Genomic DNA, 15,478 nt, shown 5'->3' on the forward strand with positions numbered 1-15,478 from the left:
AACTCTTACTTCTTCTAAGTAGGTTAAAAATATTCGGCATAGTTTTAACAAATATTTGTGATGTAGGGGGAAGTTTAACTTATATTAGGGGTAACATCAGAACCTCGGAAATCTTTACAACAAGCGAATTTCAACCTAAAAAAGTCGAATTCCTATACACTAAGGAATCGACTTAAATTATTGTATTCTCATAAATGAGTTATCCTTCATTTGAAGTACAATTTGCCTTAACTCTGATACCAATATAAACAGAAGTCATTCATTGTCGAAGCGTATCCCAGTTGTCTTAACATAGTTGTTATGTTACCTCGATGATACGTACCATGGTTAGCAACATGAAATAAAATTTCTGAGTATGCAGTTTCTCTAGCTCCTGACCAAGGATTGTTCAAATTAATTTTTTGTTCTAAATCATTTTGGCTATTCATCCATTCTTCGTACTGTAAAGCGAGTTCTTCAAAATACTTAACAAACTCGTCTAATGAATAGGAATTAGCCTTTTCTAGAATTACCATAGAGGCTTCCAACGCCTCTTGCATATCCATTCCTTTAAGTACTTGTAACCACATAACATCTACCACATAGATATGACTAAACGTTTGAGCAATATTTGGATATGAACTACTTACCTCTTCATATAAGACATTGTTTGGTAGTTCTTTTATTCTTTCTAATAACACCTTATTAGCCCAAACATGGTACTTATACATATTTTTTGCATGATTCATTTAACATCTACTCCTTAGCTTCTTGGTTTCAAAACTTGATACTCGTATTATAAAAAAAGATATATGACAGCAGATTGTCATATATCTTCATAAATTTTCATTATTTTTTTTGCCTCATCTTTTATAATTGATTGCAGTTCCACAGGTTTTATAACTTTAGCTCCACTACCAAAGCTTAAAAGAATTGATTTAAGCCATCTAGCATGTAGAGGTTGATAAACAGATAATGTAATTGTCATACTTCCATCACTGTTCATGACTTTTGCAGAATTCTGGAATTGATCTAATACTCCTGCTAAAGAATTAGAATTAACCCAAATTACTACATCCTCAACTCCTTCTAGATTGTCAACTAAATAAGTTGAATCTTCTTTCCCTTCGTGAGTTTGAAAAAACGTTTTCTCCGTCAAAATTATACTCATCATACGTGATACTCTAAATTCTCTATAATTCTGACGTTCTCTGCAATACCCATATAAATACCAGTTGCGATACTTATAATGAAGGTGAACAGGTTCTAATTCACGTGATGTAAATTCATTTTTATTACTTACATAATCAAAGCGAATTACTCTTTTTTCATGAATAGCTTTTCGCAGATCCATTAAAGAATTCGGTTCTGCTCTATGGCTATCTAAGTCAACTAACAAAGTTCTATTGTTTCCACTTGTATCTAGCATTTTTAATCTTTCTATCGTATGTTCAACTTCCTTATCTTCAAAAATACTTGACAAGCTACTTAATACAGTGACGAGGTTCAATATGTCATAGGAACCTATTAAACTCCTATCAAATTTGTATCCTTCTATAATACCGAAGCCCCCATTAGTACCTTGGTAAGAAACGACTGGTATTCCTGCCGCACAAATCGCCTCAATATCTCTATAAATCGTTCGCGTTGATACTTGGAATTCATCAGCTAAACTTGAAGCTGACAAAATTTCATTATTTAAGAGCTTGAATATGATAGATATCAAACGTTCTAATTTCAATTCTTATTTCCTTTCTACAATCATTGATTAAGCGGCCATTGACATACCACTGACCGAACATTTTATTTCCTCTTGTATTTTTAATATCTTTACTTTATTTCTACTATCGTACATGATCCCCTTTTATTTTAAAGTAGGAAAATATCTATCGTAATATCCTGTTGAATGACCCTTACCGTTATATCTTAATTAAAGAAAAAACAAGATACACTGCTGCCGCCCACATGATAATGGCAGATATTTTATTCAGAGCCAACAAAAAGGTTCCAGATTTATCAATTTTCCCTATGACTCTACCAAGTAGTGAAAGTCCAATAAACCAAAGCCATGAAACCATAATACAGGTAAAAGCAAATATTACTTTTTCAACTCCATGGTATTTTATTGAGCTTGTTCCTATTACCCCCACAGTGTCCATGATTGCATGTGGGTTTAATAAAGAAACAGATGCCGCAAATAATAGTTGTTTCTTTAAAGAAAATCTATTTACATCTGCATTTCTTTGATTATTTGGTTTACTATTCCATGTAGTCCATCCCATATAGACTAAAAAAATAACACCTCCCCCAATTAAAATAACTTTAAACCAAAATGAACCTAAAATCAGTAAGGAAACCCCTAAAACAGATACTAAAATTAATAGGGTGTCACATAGAGAAGCTGTTATAACGACTGGTAATACATTCATATATCGAGGTTGCATAGCGCCCTGGTTAAAAATAAAAATATTTTGGACACCAAGTGGCAGAATTAATCCAAGTGAAAGAATAAACCCATGAATAAATGGTTCTATCATACAAAATTCCCCTTTCGATTTATGCTCCAAGGTCAATTGTAGTTGAAATATTGTCTTTGTCTCCAACCAATTGGATGGAACCCAAACCAACCAAGTTATATAATTGAAACAAAAAGAGGAGAACGTTTTGATGTTTACAACCGATTGGAAACCAAATAAATCATCGTCGGTACCTTTACATAGGCAGATCACTGATTTTATTAAGGAAAAAATAACAAATGGTGAATGGACGATAGGATATAAGCTCCCTCCTCAACGTACTTTAGCAAAAGAGTTAGGAGTAAATAGAAGTACAGTTGTAACTGCCTATGATGAATTAATAGCTGAAGGACTAATTGAAGGAAAAAGCGGCAGTGGAACCAGAGTGGTTAATAATACTTGGAATTTATTAGTAACCACGCCTCCTCCCGATTGGACTTCATATGTAAAGGTAGGAACTCACAAGCCAAATTTGCCAACGATTCAAGAAATAAATCAAGCTGAATTTATTCCTGACATCATTCGTCTTGGAACTGGAGAATTATCACCAAATCTTATTCCGAGCATGGCAATGAAAAAAATATTTCATCAATTGGCAAATAGAGAAATTTCTTATGGATATGAAGAACCGAAGGGGTTGCTGCCATTAAGAGAACAGATAGCCAACTATTTAAAGACAATTGGGATTTATGCTTCTCCTTCTTCTATTTTAATTGTATCCGGTGCATTACAAGCTCTACAGCTTATCAGTGTTGGTTTATTACATAAGGGTTCTACCGTATTAACAGAAAAACCATCCTATCTTCATTCTTTAAATGTCTTCCAGTCAGCAGGTATGCGTTTAATGGGTATCCCTATGGATAAAGAAGGAATTCAAGCCAAGCTTGTTAAACAATATAAAAAACAACAAAAAGCTGCTTTACTCTATACCATTCCTTCATTTCATAATCCAACGGGTACGTTAATGACTATGGACAGGCGGAAACAATTGTTGGATACTTGTCAACAAGAACAACTACCTTTGATTGAAGATGATGTCTACCGAGAACTATGGTTTGATGAACATTTACCAAAACCAATTAAGTCTTTTGACAAAAATGGCCTTGTACTTTATTTGGGAAGTTTATCTAAATCTTTAAGTCCTGGTCTCCGTATTGGATGGATTGTTGGTCCAGAACCAGTAGTTGAGCATTTAGCAGATATTAAAATGCAAACCGATTACGGTTCTAGTTCTTTATCACAGTGGGCTGCTGTAGAATGGTTTTCAAGCGGATTCTACTCTAAACATTTAAATGAAGTAAGAGAACAACTGAAAATTCGAAGAGATTTTACTTTAGATACTTTGAACAAGTATTTTTCCGATCTAGCCGTTTGGCAAAAACCCACTGGAGGATTTTACATATGGTTGCGTTTGTTACCGTTAATTCCCATGAGAAAGTTATTTGAAATCGCACTCTCAGAAGGAATTTTACTAAACCCAGGAAATGTTTATGATCATCATGCTGAACAATATCTACGAATTTCCTATTCATTTGCTCCGCTTCCAGAAATACACGATGGTCTTAAACGCTTATCTATGATTGTAAAAATGCTAGCTAAATAAGGGCTTTTATTGAAGCCTTTTTTAGCTAGCGATTAAGTATTAAGAGCTGTTTACCTTCAATAGCTTTACAATCTTGCCATATTGATATTTATAATCACTTTATTTTTCTCTAAAAATAGAATAGTAGTAAAAAGCCAGGTAATATTTGAATCAAGATCAATTGTACAACCTTTATATCTCGAACAAGTTTCAATCCTTGTCCATTTACTTCCCCTAAGAAAAGAGCATCCCTTATAAAAAGAGTGCTCCTATAATTGATCTATAATTCTACTTTTATAATCGTGTTTTTTCTCATTTCCATGTAATGCTACAAGATCTCATATTCCATCCACAGCTATCAAAAAAATCTTTATTTAGCTGGAGAGTAATCTTGCAAAATCATATATGTATTCTACTAGTTTACGATAATTCCTTTATATACCAAGCGTCCATAGCACTATGCTCAGAACCATCTAGTGCCTTTTCAAGTTGTTGAAAACCTAATTTGATATAAAGGAGATTGGCAACTTGTAGTTTCTTCAATGTTTCTAAATAACAGTGAGTATAATGTTCCTTAGCGAAGTCGAGTGCTACTTTCATCAGCTCTTTCGACAAACCCATGCCTTGAGCTTCGGAGGTAATGTAAAGCTTTTGCAGCTCACAAATTCCCGTCTTCTGTCCAAATGGAGCAATACCCACACCGCCTAACACTTCATCCTTTTCATTCACTGCAACCCAATACTTTGCATTTGATTGCTCCTTGTAAAATTGTGTTAGATTGCTTAGTTGAGGGTCAAAATAGGCTGTTCCTGGAATGTTTAAGTTAAATGATTCCAAAGAACGCTTAATAATTTTTTCTATTGTTTGATTGTCCTTTTCTTTAATTTCACGAATCCTCATAGTTTTATCTCCATATCTACTAATTTATTTCATCTAATACTACTTCTTCTAGGTCTTTATTCAAAAAACCTGCCACCTTGGCAAAAATCTATCCCCGCTTCTTAAAAAAGGAATTGGTGTTAGACCAATCTTTCTCCATCCTATGCCAAATAAGTAAAGCAAGTATGAAACCTAAAAAAATACAAAAGATCGAAACAATCAAAAATTCAACAAAAGTAAAGTCTAGTCGGAACGATTTAAGAAGATATTTAACTATATAATAGTCAAGTATCAACGGTATTGATAAGACGATTCCATACAATAGGACAATTCGCCTTTTACCTTTTTCTCTAATTTGCCCCCAATTTACCATATAAATTGAGCCTCCTTAAATCAGTACATCGAATTACTTCATATTATTTATCTGTTCTTTAGTTAATGCCTTGTTAAAGTAATCTATCCCTTTAGTCGAAGTAGACTTAAAAGTAGGTTTTTAGCCCTTACTTACAAAATGATTAAGGTTTTTTTTAGTTGCACTTCTGTTTTCATATATCCCCGTTACAGTGGTCATGTTTTTCTCCATTTGGGGATCCATCCACTCACTTTGGTTACCGTGTACTCGGGTTTTGCTCCCTTTGGGGAACCATTCCCTCTCTCTCTTTCGTTACCCTGTACCCGGGTTTTGCACCCTTTGGGGAACCATTCTCTCTCTTTCGTTACCCTGTACCTTGGTTTTGCTCCCTTTGGGGAACCATTCCCTCTCTTTCGTTACCCTGAACCCGGGTTTTGCTCCCTTTGGGGATCCATTCGCTCACATTAGTTACCGGAACCCCCGATTTTTCTTCTTTTGCGGATCCATTCACACTCTTTCGTTACCCCGAACCCGTTCCCGTTCACAACTCCATATAAACTTTCATCCTAATATTTGCATTCATCTCCCAAGTGCAAATAAATTCACATAATGACAAGTAAAGTGTGCAGTTCGTTTCGGAATGTGTACCTTTTGTTTTATATGTGAACACTTTGTCACAAAAACGTCCGAGATAGCGTTTTCTTTTTTATAATGTGTACATACCAAGATTGACTTAGTACTTTTTGCACTTATTTGGTAATATCATACACATTCCGGGGGGAGTAACATGTTAAATACAGAGCAACTGAACACGGAACAGGAGCCAAAAAAGAAAAAGAAAAAATTTGAGATGCCACATATTTATGTCATTTTATTTGTTTTTAGTGCGCTAGCCGCCATTACCACCTATTTCATTCCGGCGGGGGAATTTAAACGTGTACCAGGTCCGGAAGGTCGGACAACGATTGACCCAAATTCCTTTCATCATGTTGAACAAACACCTGTTGGGATTATAGACTTTTTAACGGTGATTCCACGGGGATTGATTGATGCAGGTGAGGTTGTATTCTTCACGTTTATCATTGGTGGGATGTTTATGGTTCTAAGACGTACTGGAATCATTGAGGTCGCTGTTGATAAGCTGGCACGGAAATTCTCGCATAAAAGTATTATGCTCATTCCTGTCTTAACAACCGTGTTTGCCGTTATAGCAACATTGATTGGTACAGCAGAATTATCACTTGTTTACATTCCGGTTATTATGCCTCTTATTATTGCACTGGGTTATGATTCAATTACAGCAGCAGCTATTGCACTTTGTGGAACTGTTGTTGGTTTTACAGCAGGTGTTCTAAATCCGATTAATACAGGGCTTGGACAAAAATTATCAGGATTGCCTGTTTTCTCTGGACTTGGATTACGCTTAATCGTTTTTATTGTGACAGTTACGGCAGCTATTTTATTCATTATCCGTTATGCAAAGAAAATCAAAAAAGATCCAACACGTAGTCTAGTATATGAGGAAGATGTGGAAAAGCGTGCTTTATATACTAGTGTGGGAAAAGCTGAAGCTATTTCCGCCACTGCAAGGCAAAAGTGGGCAGCGGTTGTAGCGCTTGTATTCTTCGTCATTCTTGTATATGGTGTCATTTCAAAAGGTTGGTTTATGGTTGAAATGGCAGGACTATTTATCATCATGGGAATTGTCGTCGGAATGATTGCCGGTCTTAAATTAGGCGAAATTTGTGAAGCCTTTAATCAAGGTTTTAGAGATGTTTTAATGGGAGCATTTATAGTTGGGCTGGCTCGGGCAGTTGCTGTTGTACTAGAAGATGGTAACATTATGGACACGATGGTTCATACGCTTGGTTCGCTCGTTGGTGATTTGCCACCTGCATTAGCGGCAGTTGGTATGTATGTTGTACAGGTTTTTATTAACTTTATTATTTCGTCTGGTAGTGGACAAGCACTTGTAACCATGCCAATAATGGCGCCACTTGCTGATATGGTTGGTGTGACGAGACAAACTGCTGTTCTAGCGTATCAACTTGGTGATGGGTTCACCCATATATTTTATCCGACAAGTGGGTACTTCATGGCAGCACTTGCGATTGCAGGTGTTCAATGGCAAAAATGGGTTCGTTTCTTCTTCCCATTGTTCCTCATTTGGGCAGGAATTTCGGTTGTAACACTTGTTATCGCCCAAATGATTGGCTGGTCTTAATAAATTACAGAAATAGCATCCATCCTTTTAATGAAAGAATGGATGCTATTTTTTATTTTTTGAAGGCAAGACGCAATCAACTTATTTAATTCCCAATTTTTGTTTAACATGTTTCGCGTAGGAGCGACTGATAGGTACATTTGATCCATCTTTTAAAATTAAATTATACGCACGATTAAGCCATGGCTCAATAGCGGAAACCTGTTTTAAATTAACAATATACCCTCGATGCACTTGTAAAAAGTCATCTCCTAGCTTTTCTAATATTTGATAAAGTAACAGATCTGTTTCATATTTATGCTGGGCCGTTTTAATATACGTTTGGCGATTTTCTGTTCCTATATAATAAATCTCATCAACTTGTACAATAATCATTCGACGTCGTCTTTTACTGGAATTGTTTTTGTTCCCTGTGGCTGTATATCCTCTTGTTGCGGTTTACCACGATGGAACTGTGCATGAACTAGTAATTTGTCTACCGTTTTACGAAGCCTCACCCCATCAATTGGCTTAACAATGTAATCAATTGCATCCAAATCGAATGCATCAAGTGCATACGCATCATAAGCTGTAGCAAATACAATCATCGGTTGTTTTTTCATATGTTTAAATTGTTTCGCCAATTCCATTCCATTTCCTTTAGCCAGCTGGATGTCAAGGAACACCACATCAGGTTGACATTCATTAATATCCCATAGAGCTTCGTGCATCGTTTCGGACTCGCCAATAATCTCTATATCACCTGTTTCAGTTAATAAATATTTTAATTCCTCTCGTGCAAATTGTTCATCCTCTACAATAAACGCATACAGCATATCTACCTAACCTCTCTATGTAATTAAAATTGTATCGGTAATGTAATTGAAACGGTAGTTCCTTGCCCTTGTTTGCTTTCCATGTTAAAAGTCGCATCCCGGCTAAATAAAGCGGTTAGGCGTTCCTTAATATTAAAGAGTGCCGACCCACTTCCGTTTTTGGTGGAGTTAACAACACGCTGGCCTAAATCAACGAGCCTTTCTGGTGGCACGCCAATTCCATTGTCGATCACCGTTAACTGTAGTTTCGTTTCTGTTCGTTGCTTAATGTTAATGTGGATTTTGCCAATCTCCCCCAAGTTCTTTAATTCACCATGGGTAATCGCGTTTTCTACAAGCGGTTGTAGAATAAATGGTGGAATAAGAGCATGACTGAGATTCGGATCCATCTCGACGCTAAGTTCAAATTTATCAGGAAATCGAGCTTCTTCTAATGCGAAATAGGCATGGACATTTTCCAATTCTTTTTCGATACGTACAAGACGGTCTGTGAGTCCTGTCAAATTGTTTCTTAAAAAGGTAGATAAATGAAGTAACAATTTACGAGCGAGCATAGGATCCATGCGGCAAAGCGCAACAATTGTATTTAGAGCATTGAATAAAAAATGAGGATGAATTTGAGCATGGAGCGCCTTTATTTCGGCATCTTGCAATAACTGATTATAGCGTTCAACCTCTCCCAGCTCTAATTGACTAGAAAATAAATTACTAAGTCCTTCTGCCATTTCACGTTCAACAGACGTCATGAGAAATGGGTGGCGAAAATAAAATGTTAACGTCCCAATTGTTTTATCTTTCACAAGTAATGGTAATACAATAAACGCCGCCTTATTTGCATTTCGCGGATATAATGCATTCGTATAGGATCGAACGATTTTCATTTTCCCCGTTTGAATGACCTGCTCTCTATATTTAAGCTCAGATGGATTGCTGCTTCCACCTGTATGAGCTAGCTCTCTAATACCACGGGTAATTGCTACATGGTCGACATTGGTTAACTGTTGGATGACATTTGCGGCTTTTGATGCCGTGGATTCGTTTAACCCTTGACGGAAAAGTGAAAGTGTCCGGTCTGCAATGGATAGTGCAGTAGCCGTTTGGTTGGCACGTGTTCGTTCCTCAGCCTGAATCACACTATAAAAAATCATCGCACAAATCCAGATACCAATACTATTGATGACGATAATCGGAATTCCAGTATAGCTAATTAAATGAAAAGCTGTCATGTGCTGGGTAGTAATCAATGGGATAAGTAGAATTTGAATGATAAGGATCAAAAGACCAATTAAAAACATAGGTAAAGGTCGAATTAAGCCAATTCCACGTAGTTTACGGCCGAAAAGTCCAGCTAATCCACCACCTACAAGTGAGGCAATAAAACTGGCATTGCTAATAAATCCCCCCATAAATAAACGATGTCCACCTGCAATTAATGCTGATCCAAGTCCAACAATTGGGCCTCCAACCAGGCCACCAATGATAATGCCTATATTACGTGTATCGGCAATGGCATTATCCATTTGAAGTTCAGGATTCCATAAGTTAGAAATTACATGTGCATCTGGATTGACGACGATTGCTGTATAATTTCCTATGACACCAAATAATCCAAAGAGCATAATCATAACAAAGCTACCTTTGATGTTTAAATCCCGATAAATCATCTGTCTAAAAATAGGCAGCCGTGTAAAGAGAAAAGCAATCGTGATGATGAGCGTCATTCGTGAAAGCATTTGTGATAATAAATCCCACATGTTAAATCTCCGTTTCTTCTACACTCTTAAATAAACTTCTTTTTTCATAGTAAGGGTTTACAGGAAACTTAGCAATAAAATCGTTTATGTAACAATAAACAGAACCACCTCTTACCTTCTCAATGATTGAGGATAGATTGATTTTCAACGAAAGAACACTTTCTTATTCTTGAAATGCTTCCATTATGGATTAAAAAAAGAAGCCATCCTCTTTTGGATAGCCCCTTTCCACTAATTATTGAAACTTTTTATTATAGCATTCGTCACTTAGAAGAAATCTCCAATATCATTCAGCTTTCAATCTTTGAAAACTATGAGAATACTACTATTTTACGTGCGATAGATTCTGTTAAACGAGATGCTACTTTTGGAACAGCCCATTTAATAATTGGTGTTAACACTGCACCCGTTAATCCACCTGCATGAACGTTCACCGTACAAGTCATTGTTGTTTTACCATTACCATCTTCTGCAGTAAATTGACCGCTTCCTGTAAAATTATCTGATAAACCTTTTAGTTCAAACTTAATATTTGAAGGTTCATTCCATTCAGTAATATCTACCTGAGCTTGTATTGTTTTTTTAATACCTTTCACATTACCTTCAAATGTCCAGATAGATTGCTTGTCATTGATGAGTTTATGTTCTTTATAGGCTGGCACTGACGTCGCCCATTTTTCAAGATCACTGACATAATCCCAAACTGCTTGTACATCTACTGGAATGTCTACTGTATGTGTTCCCGTTGCCATTATGATCCCCACTTTCACTATGTATAAATAGTAAATTTACATTTCACAAAATAATTATTACATAAAAATGCATAAACTTATATATCTAATTGTTATTTAGCCTTCCTTTTTCCATTATTGAACTTAAGAAAACACCGCTCGTCTACTAATCTATCCTATAATCAAAAAGGGCATCCCTTATTAAAGGAATGCACCCGGTACTCCAAGTACATTTCTTCACTGGCTGACCCTTTCTTCTTTATACAGCTTTAATTGTTCTCTCTATCAAACTACTCACAACAACTACTGTATTTTAGATTCGGAATGGTCTTTAATTATTAACCTTGGAATAACTCTTATATAGATTAATTCTCCTATTAATTCAATAATTGTTTGTGTAACAATCACAGCAGCAGCTAGGGTTGCCCAATTTTCGGGTAAAGCTAATGCTAATGGAAGGACTACAAGCGAATTTCTAGTCCCTGTACTAAATATTAAAGCTCTTCCTGCCCCTTTATCCAATCTAAATATATTGGCGATCAGTCTAGATATAAATGGTGTAATGATTAAAAATAAAATATATATTGGAATGACTCGTACAATTAATTCCCAATCACTATAAACCCTTCCAATTTGAGAGGAAACGACCACAATTAATACTAAAGCCATAAATGGAACAGGGAACCAAGTTGTAAACTCTAGTACTTTCACTCCAATTTCTTTTTTTTTCGCCCATACTTGAGAAATTACGGCAAATATTAAGGGAACAACTATTAAGAATAGAAAAGCTTCAAGAAATGGAGCTACTTCAAAAACTCCTGCCATCTCTTCACCAATAAATATCCATAGATATACAGGAAGTAATATCATTTGTACGACAAATAGGATAGGTGTAGATGCTAAGATTAATTTTTCATTCCCTTTCCCAAGTTGAGTAAAGACAATTACATAGTCAATACATGGAATAAGTAAAACTAAATAAACCCCTAATAAAATTGGAGGTGATTGAGGGAACATTGCCGTTAAAATCCAAACAACTATTGGAACAGCTATAAAATTTCCTATTAATAATGCAGAAATAAATCTGAAATTTGCTATAGCCTCACGCAATTTTAAAAATGGAATTTGAGCAAACATTCCATACATAAGAATAGCGATGAGTGGCGAAATCATCCATTCTAAATTAGTTCCTATACCTTTGTTGATTCCCATAATCCCTCCAAAAATTAGCGATCCCCCATATATCCAAATTTGCTTATTTTCTAAAGTCTCCCTAGTAATTTTCACAGCATACTCCCTCTTACCGATATTCCCTTTTAACAAAGCATTTTATTCGTGTATTTAGTTTACCATACCTTGAAATTTCTAAATGCTGTGGTTACTGTACCTAACACACTAAAACAGCTTGCCTATATTATTAAAATGATACTAAGAAATGGTTATAATTATTGCATAGAAATCTATATCCTCATTAAACTAATCCTTCCTGTTAGTTTAAGAGACCCGTCTCAATGAAGATGGGATCTTTTAATTATTTTCTATCATAGGTTTTTCAACGATGCTAATAACAAAAGTATTGTCTATACTAAATGCGGGAAAATCCATTGTTGAATAACCTCCTCTAACACCTTGCATTGTTTTCGATGCTGACTCAAATAATATAAATGGAGTATCACCAAAACTTCTTGCATTATTACTACTCTCCAATAAGATAACTTTATATTGGATACACACTGTTTATCTATTTTTTCAAAAATACTTCGACTAATATCTCGAAATAAATATACCAGGATTAGCTCGTCTGACTTTATTGTGAAGGTATTTTTACTATGGACAATGATAGGTTTAATCTACAATTTATAAATACAAATACACTCGTCCAAGCAGATTATTAAATTCTACATAATTTATATATTAGCTGCAGCCACCACCATAACGATCACCTCCCGGAAAAAAGCGTATGTCTATTGCATACGCTTTTTTCCATAGGATTTAAATCTATTAGACAAACATGGATTTTCTACTTTTTATTACGTTTGTCCATTCCATAATATTAGGATTTACATAATGTAATAGTGGATAGATTATAGTATCTAGTTTATGAACAGGAGGTGTGAATATGGGAGGCACAGGAATGGGGTTTGCTTTAATTGTAGTATTGTTTATTTTGCTTATCATTGTAGGAACTTCTTTTGTAGGAGGAGGTTATTAATTGATTCTATTTGATTAATAACAACCCTTCTTATGTAAGAACGAACTCTAAATTATTATATGGAGGTGAGTATATATGTGGAGTGGGGCAGGTGGTTATAGTCATGGCGGAACCTCATATGGTGGTGGCAGTTCCTTCGTATTAATCGTTGTATTGTTTATTTTGCTTATCATTGTAGGTACTTCTTATTGGTCATATTAAGTGAACACACCACTAAAGGACAGAAGCCTCTGTCCTTTTGTTTAATACAAAAAAAGGGAAGTGACAAAATGAATCCAATGATGAGATATCGAGGAGAACCAGTTGAAGTAAGAATGCGTGACGGAAGAGTATATCGAGGAGTAATTGGTGGGGATCCACCTCCAGGAGGGTTCTTCTTGATATCGGGTTTCAGAAGAAGATTTATGCCATTTGCAGCAGTTATTTTCGTCTTTTCATTTCGCTTTAGAAGACGTATTTTTTAAATCATTCTCGAAAGCCCTTCTCATTCGAGAGGGGCCATTGTTTCAGGATTTTTCTCCATTAATTCTTAGTATCTTTTACACGTCAATAAGATTCTAATAGTAAAATAATCATTATTATTATCAAAGATGTTGGTAATACGAGTTAGATTGACTGTCTCCCTTAATTAATCAATAGTGATTTACAACTTTAGTTTAAATGCTCACTAATCAACCTTTAAATATTTAATTAGTCCTCTCCCAAAATAGCCACTGGACTAAAGGATTCATAATGAATATGCTCCGCTGGTATACCCCATTCATTTAATATTTTAATAACAGAATCCATAAAAGGAATAGAACCACAAAAATAAAAATCAGCATTTTTGTCTGATACATTAGATTTTAAAAATTCCAAATCAATATATCCTTCCTTATCAAAGTTTTTCTCCTGTTTATCCTCATTTGTTGGTGAATCATAACAAACTAAGGATTTTAAGTTTGGATGATTGTTTTCTAATTGCTGAATGTGGTCTTTAAAAGGATGATACTTACTATTCCGCGCTGCGTGTAAAAATATTATTTTACGATTAGGTTGTTCCGTTACAGCAGTATTTAACATACTAAGAGCGGGAGTAATTCCAATACCACCACTAATCAGAACAACAGGAGTGCTTTTGTTATCTAAAACAAAATCTCCCGCCGGGGCAGAAAACTGAAGGATGTCGTTGGTTTTAATTTGTTTATGTAAATAATTCGAGACAATTCCTTCAGGAGTGTTCGGATGTTCATCCTCTCGTTTCACACTAATACGATAATAGTTGGTATTAGGAGCTTCAGAAAGGCTGTAATGACGAATATGAGTATATTTTTCATTTGGAATTTTTGCCTTAATGGTAAGATATTGCCCAGGTTTATATGTTGCAATTCCTTTACCATCCTTGGGCTTTAAATAAAAGGATGTAACATCTTCGCTTTCTCTCACTTTTTTATCTACATAAAAATCTCTATAGCCTTCCCATCCTCCAGGTTGATGCTCAGTTTCTTCATAAAGCTTTTTTTCAATGCTAATAAACGCATCCGCAATATATCCATAAGCCTTACCCCATGCATCAATTATTTCTTCTGTAGCAGCTTCACCTAGTACATCCTTTACTGCTTGCAATAACGTTTCACCTACCACTGGATATTGATCAGGTGTTATACCAATCGCCCGATGTTTTTGAGAAATTCTCTCTATTACAGGTTTAATTGCCTCAAGATTTGTTATATGTTCTCCGGCTGCATACACAGCATATCCCAAAGCTTCTTGTTGGAGCCCTCTTTTTTGGTTCGTTTGATTAAAAATGTTATTTAATTCAGGGGCTTTATCAAATAATAATGTATAGAACCTTTTCCCGATTTCTTTACTGTGTTGCTTTAACACAGGAGCAGTGGTTTGAACAATACTAATTGTGTTTTCATCAAGCATAATCGTCACCCTTTTAATAAAAATATTAGTATAAATATTCCTTTCATTCATCACGAAACACAATTAGTTTATCCTTTTCATAAGTAAATAACTCGTTGCTTTCAGCAGTGCTTTTAACTATTCATGCCATCCTGGAGGAAATTATTATAAACTTACTTTTACGGGTGAAATTGAGACCCCGTCCGATGAGGTATGCAGAAACAGACTTTTTCACCAATTCCCTTGTATAAAGTTGCTAATTTTTTGAGTTGAATATAATGTCTATGGTTTCTGTCAGAAAATAGTGGAGTTTCATACTTTTATCAATTACAGTACTTAACTTTCTTCGTTTTCTATACTGTTTAATTCTCTCAAAATAATTTGGTGAATTCTCTTTAATAAAGTTTTTTTCTTTTACCATACCCCTTTAGCCAAAACTCTACTGTGGCAACTTCTTAACAAATAACTTTCCACTTTGCTTTTGTAATTTCAGATATTCTTAGTCATGTAATCATTAAAGTCGTGAACAATGGATAGTTAGATA

The 15,478-nt window shown here is 35.2% G+C and carries 15 protein-coding genes; 5 read left to right on the forward strand and 10 right to left on the reverse strand.

Features of this window, described 5'->3' with window-relative positions:
• Positions 1–227: 227 nt before the first annotated feature.
• The 3 genes from MHI39_RS21195 to MHI39_RS21205 form a co-directional block, all read right to left on the reverse strand.
• Complete coding sequence (locus tag MHI39_RS21195; protein ID WP_342540129.1) at positions 228–728, reverse strand: DinB family protein; 501 nt, start codon at positions 726–728, stop codon at positions 228–230.
• A 77-nt stretch (positions 729–805) separates the two neighbouring features.
• Complete coding sequence (locus tag MHI39_RS21200; protein ID WP_342540130.1) at positions 806–1,720, reverse strand: YafY family protein; 915 nt, start codon at positions 1,718–1,720, stop codon at positions 806–808.
• Between the two features lie 178 nt (positions 1,721–1,898).
• A complete protein-coding gene (locus MHI39_RS21205; protein ID WP_342540131.1) occupies positions 1,899–2,516 on the reverse strand; it encodes a LysE/ArgO family amino acid transporter in 618 nt (205 codons plus the stop codon).
• A gap of 130 nt (positions 2,517–2,646) precedes the next feature.
• Here MHI39_RS21205 and MHI39_RS21210 point away from each other — a divergent pair, with 130 nt between their 5' ends.
• On the forward strand, positions 2,647–4,098 hold the full coding sequence (locus MHI39_RS21210; RefSeq protein WP_259547630.1) for a PLP-dependent aminotransferase family protein: 1,452 nt from the start codon (positions 2,647–2,649) through the stop codon (positions 4,096–4,098).
• A gap of 399 nt (positions 4,099–4,497) precedes the next feature.
• Here MHI39_RS21210 and MHI39_RS21215 read toward each other — a convergent pair whose 3' ends face one another.
• Entirely contained in the window at positions 4,498–4,977 is a 480-nt protein-coding gene (locus MHI39_RS21215; RefSeq protein WP_058006576.1) for a GNAT family N-acetyltransferase, read from the reverse strand.
• Positions 4,978–6,095: 1,118 nt separating this feature from the next.
• On the opposite strand from MHI39_RS21215, the gene MHI39_RS21220 reads away from it, so the two are divergent.
• Positions 6,096–7,532: a YfcC family protein gene (locus MHI39_RS21220; protein WP_236036693.1), complete on the forward strand. Its 1,437-nt coding sequence runs from the start codon at positions 6,096–6,098 to the stop codon at positions 7,530–7,532.
• An 81-nt stretch (positions 7,533–7,613) separates the two neighbouring features.
• Here the strand turns inward: MHI39_RS21220 and MHI39_RS21225 are convergent, their stop codons facing one another.
• From MHI39_RS21225 to MHI39_RS21245, 5 genes are all read right to left on the reverse strand, one after another.
• On the reverse strand, positions 7,614–7,907 hold the full coding sequence (locus MHI39_RS21225) for a LytTR family DNA-binding domain-containing protein (protein ID WP_342540133.1): 294 nt from the start codon (positions 7,905–7,907) through the stop codon (positions 7,614–7,616).
• On the reverse strand, positions 7,904–8,347 hold the full coding sequence (locus tag MHI39_RS21230; protein ID WP_342540134.1) for a response regulator: 444 nt from the start codon (positions 8,345–8,347) through the stop codon (positions 7,904–7,906). The genes MHI39_RS21225 and MHI39_RS21230 overlap by 4 nt, the downstream gene beginning before the upstream one ends.
• 23 nt (positions 8,348–8,370) lie before the next feature.
• Entirely contained in the window at positions 8,371–10,101 is a 1,731-nt protein-coding gene (locus MHI39_RS21235; protein WP_078110174.1) for a LytS/YhcK type 5TM receptor domain-containing protein, read from the reverse strand.
• Positions 10,102–10,412: 311 nt separating this feature from the next.
• Complete coding sequence (locus tag MHI39_RS21240; protein ID WP_058006571.1) at positions 10,413–10,853, reverse strand: SRPBCC family protein; 441 nt, start codon at positions 10,851–10,853, stop codon at positions 10,413–10,415.
• Positions 10,854–11,135: 282 nt separating this feature from the next.
• Positions 11,136–12,119: an arsenic resistance protein gene (locus MHI39_RS21245; RefSeq protein ID WP_342540135.1), complete on the reverse strand. Its 984-nt coding sequence runs from the start codon at positions 12,117–12,119 to the stop codon at positions 11,136–11,138.
• A gap of 847 nt (positions 12,120–12,966) precedes the next feature.
• On the opposite strand from MHI39_RS21245, the gene MHI39_RS21250 reads away from it, so the two are divergent.
• From MHI39_RS21250 to MHI39_RS21260, 3 genes are all read left to right on the forward strand, one after another.
• Complete coding sequence (locus MHI39_RS21250; protein ID WP_209391946.1) at positions 12,967–13,044, forward strand: YjcZ family sporulation protein; 78 nt, start codon at positions 12,967–12,969, stop codon at positions 13,042–13,044.
• A 75-nt stretch (positions 13,045–13,119) separates the two neighbouring features.
• Positions 13,120–13,245 carry a YjcZ family sporulation protein gene (locus tag MHI39_RS21255; RefSeq protein WP_078110554.1) on the forward strand — a complete coding sequence of 42 codons (126 nt, stop codon included), beginning with the start codon at positions 13,120–13,122 and terminating at the stop codon, positions 13,243–13,245.
• A 68-nt stretch (positions 13,246–13,313) separates the two neighbouring features.
• On the forward strand, positions 13,314–13,508 hold the full coding sequence (locus MHI39_RS21260) for a hypothetical protein (protein ID WP_078110555.1): 195 nt from the start codon (positions 13,314–13,316) through the stop codon (positions 13,506–13,508).
• Positions 13,509–13,734: 226 nt separating this feature from the next.
• Here MHI39_RS21260 and hmpA read toward each other — a convergent pair whose 3' ends face one another.
• Positions 13,735–14,955: an NO-inducible flavohemoprotein gene (gene hmpA / locus MHI39_RS21265; RefSeq protein ID WP_342540137.1), complete on the reverse strand. Its 1,221-nt coding sequence runs from the start codon at positions 14,953–14,955 to the stop codon at positions 13,735–13,737.
• Between the last annotated feature and the right edge of the window lie 523 nt (positions 14,956–15,478).

The organism is Heyndrickxia sp. FSL K6-6286, from assembly GCF_038630395.1.
GTDB lineage: Bacteria > Bacillota > Bacilli > Bacillales > Bacillaceae_C > Heyndrickxia > Heyndrickxia oleronia.

What these genes read in the sequence shown, in the direction of transcription:
- MHI39_RS21195 (WP_342540129.1), bottom strand. Translation starts at nt 728, where the DNA reads ATGAATCATGCAAAAAATATGTATAAGTACCATGTTTGGGCTAATAAG.
- MHI39_RS21205 (WP_342540131.1), bottom strand. Translation starts at nt 2,516, where the DNA reads ATGATAGAACCATTTATTCATGGGTTTATTCTTTCACTTGGATTAATT.
- MHI39_RS21210 (WP_259547630.1), top strand. Translation starts at nt 2,647, where the DNA reads ATGTTTACAACCGATTGGAAACCAAATAAATCATCGTCGGTACCTTTA.
- MHI39_RS21215 (WP_058006576.1), bottom strand. Translation starts at nt 4,977, where the DNA reads ATGAGGATTCGTGAAATTAAAGAAAAGGACAATCAAACAATAGAAAAA.
- MHI39_RS21220 (WP_236036693.1), top strand. Translation starts at nt 6,096, where the DNA reads ATGTTAAATACAGAGCAACTGAACACGGAACAGGAGCCAAAAAAGAAA.
- MHI39_RS21225 (WP_342540133.1), bottom strand. Translation starts at nt 7,907, where the DNA reads ATGATTATTGTACAAGTTGATGAGATTTATTATATAGGAACAGAAAAT.
- MHI39_RS21230 (WP_342540134.1), bottom strand. Translation starts at nt 8,347, where the DNA reads ATGCTGTATGCGTTTATTGTAGAGGATGAACAATTTGCACGAGAGGAA.
- MHI39_RS21235 (WP_078110174.1), bottom strand. Translation starts at nt 10,101, where the DNA reads ATGTGGGATTTATTATCACAAATGCTTTCACGAATGACGCTCATCATC.
- MHI39_RS21240 (WP_058006571.1), bottom strand. Translation starts at nt 10,853, where the DNA reads ATGGCAACGGGAACACATACAGTAGACATTCCAGTAGATGTACAAGCA.
- MHI39_RS21250 (WP_209391946.1), top strand. Translation starts at nt 12,967, where the DNA reads ATGGGGTTTGCTTTAATTGTAGTATTGTTTATTTTGCTTATCATTGTA.
- MHI39_RS21255 (WP_078110554.1), top strand. Translation starts at nt 13,120, where the DNA reads ATGTGGAGTGGGGCAGGTGGTTATAGTCATGGCGGAACCTCATATGGT.
- MHI39_RS21260 (WP_078110555.1), top strand. Translation starts at nt 13,314, where the DNA reads ATGAATCCAATGATGAGATATCGAGGAGAACCAGTTGAAGTAAGAATG.
- hmpA (WP_342540137.1), bottom strand. Translation starts at nt 14,955, where the DNA reads ATGCTTGATGAAAACACAATTAGTATTGTTCAAACCACTGCTCCTGTG.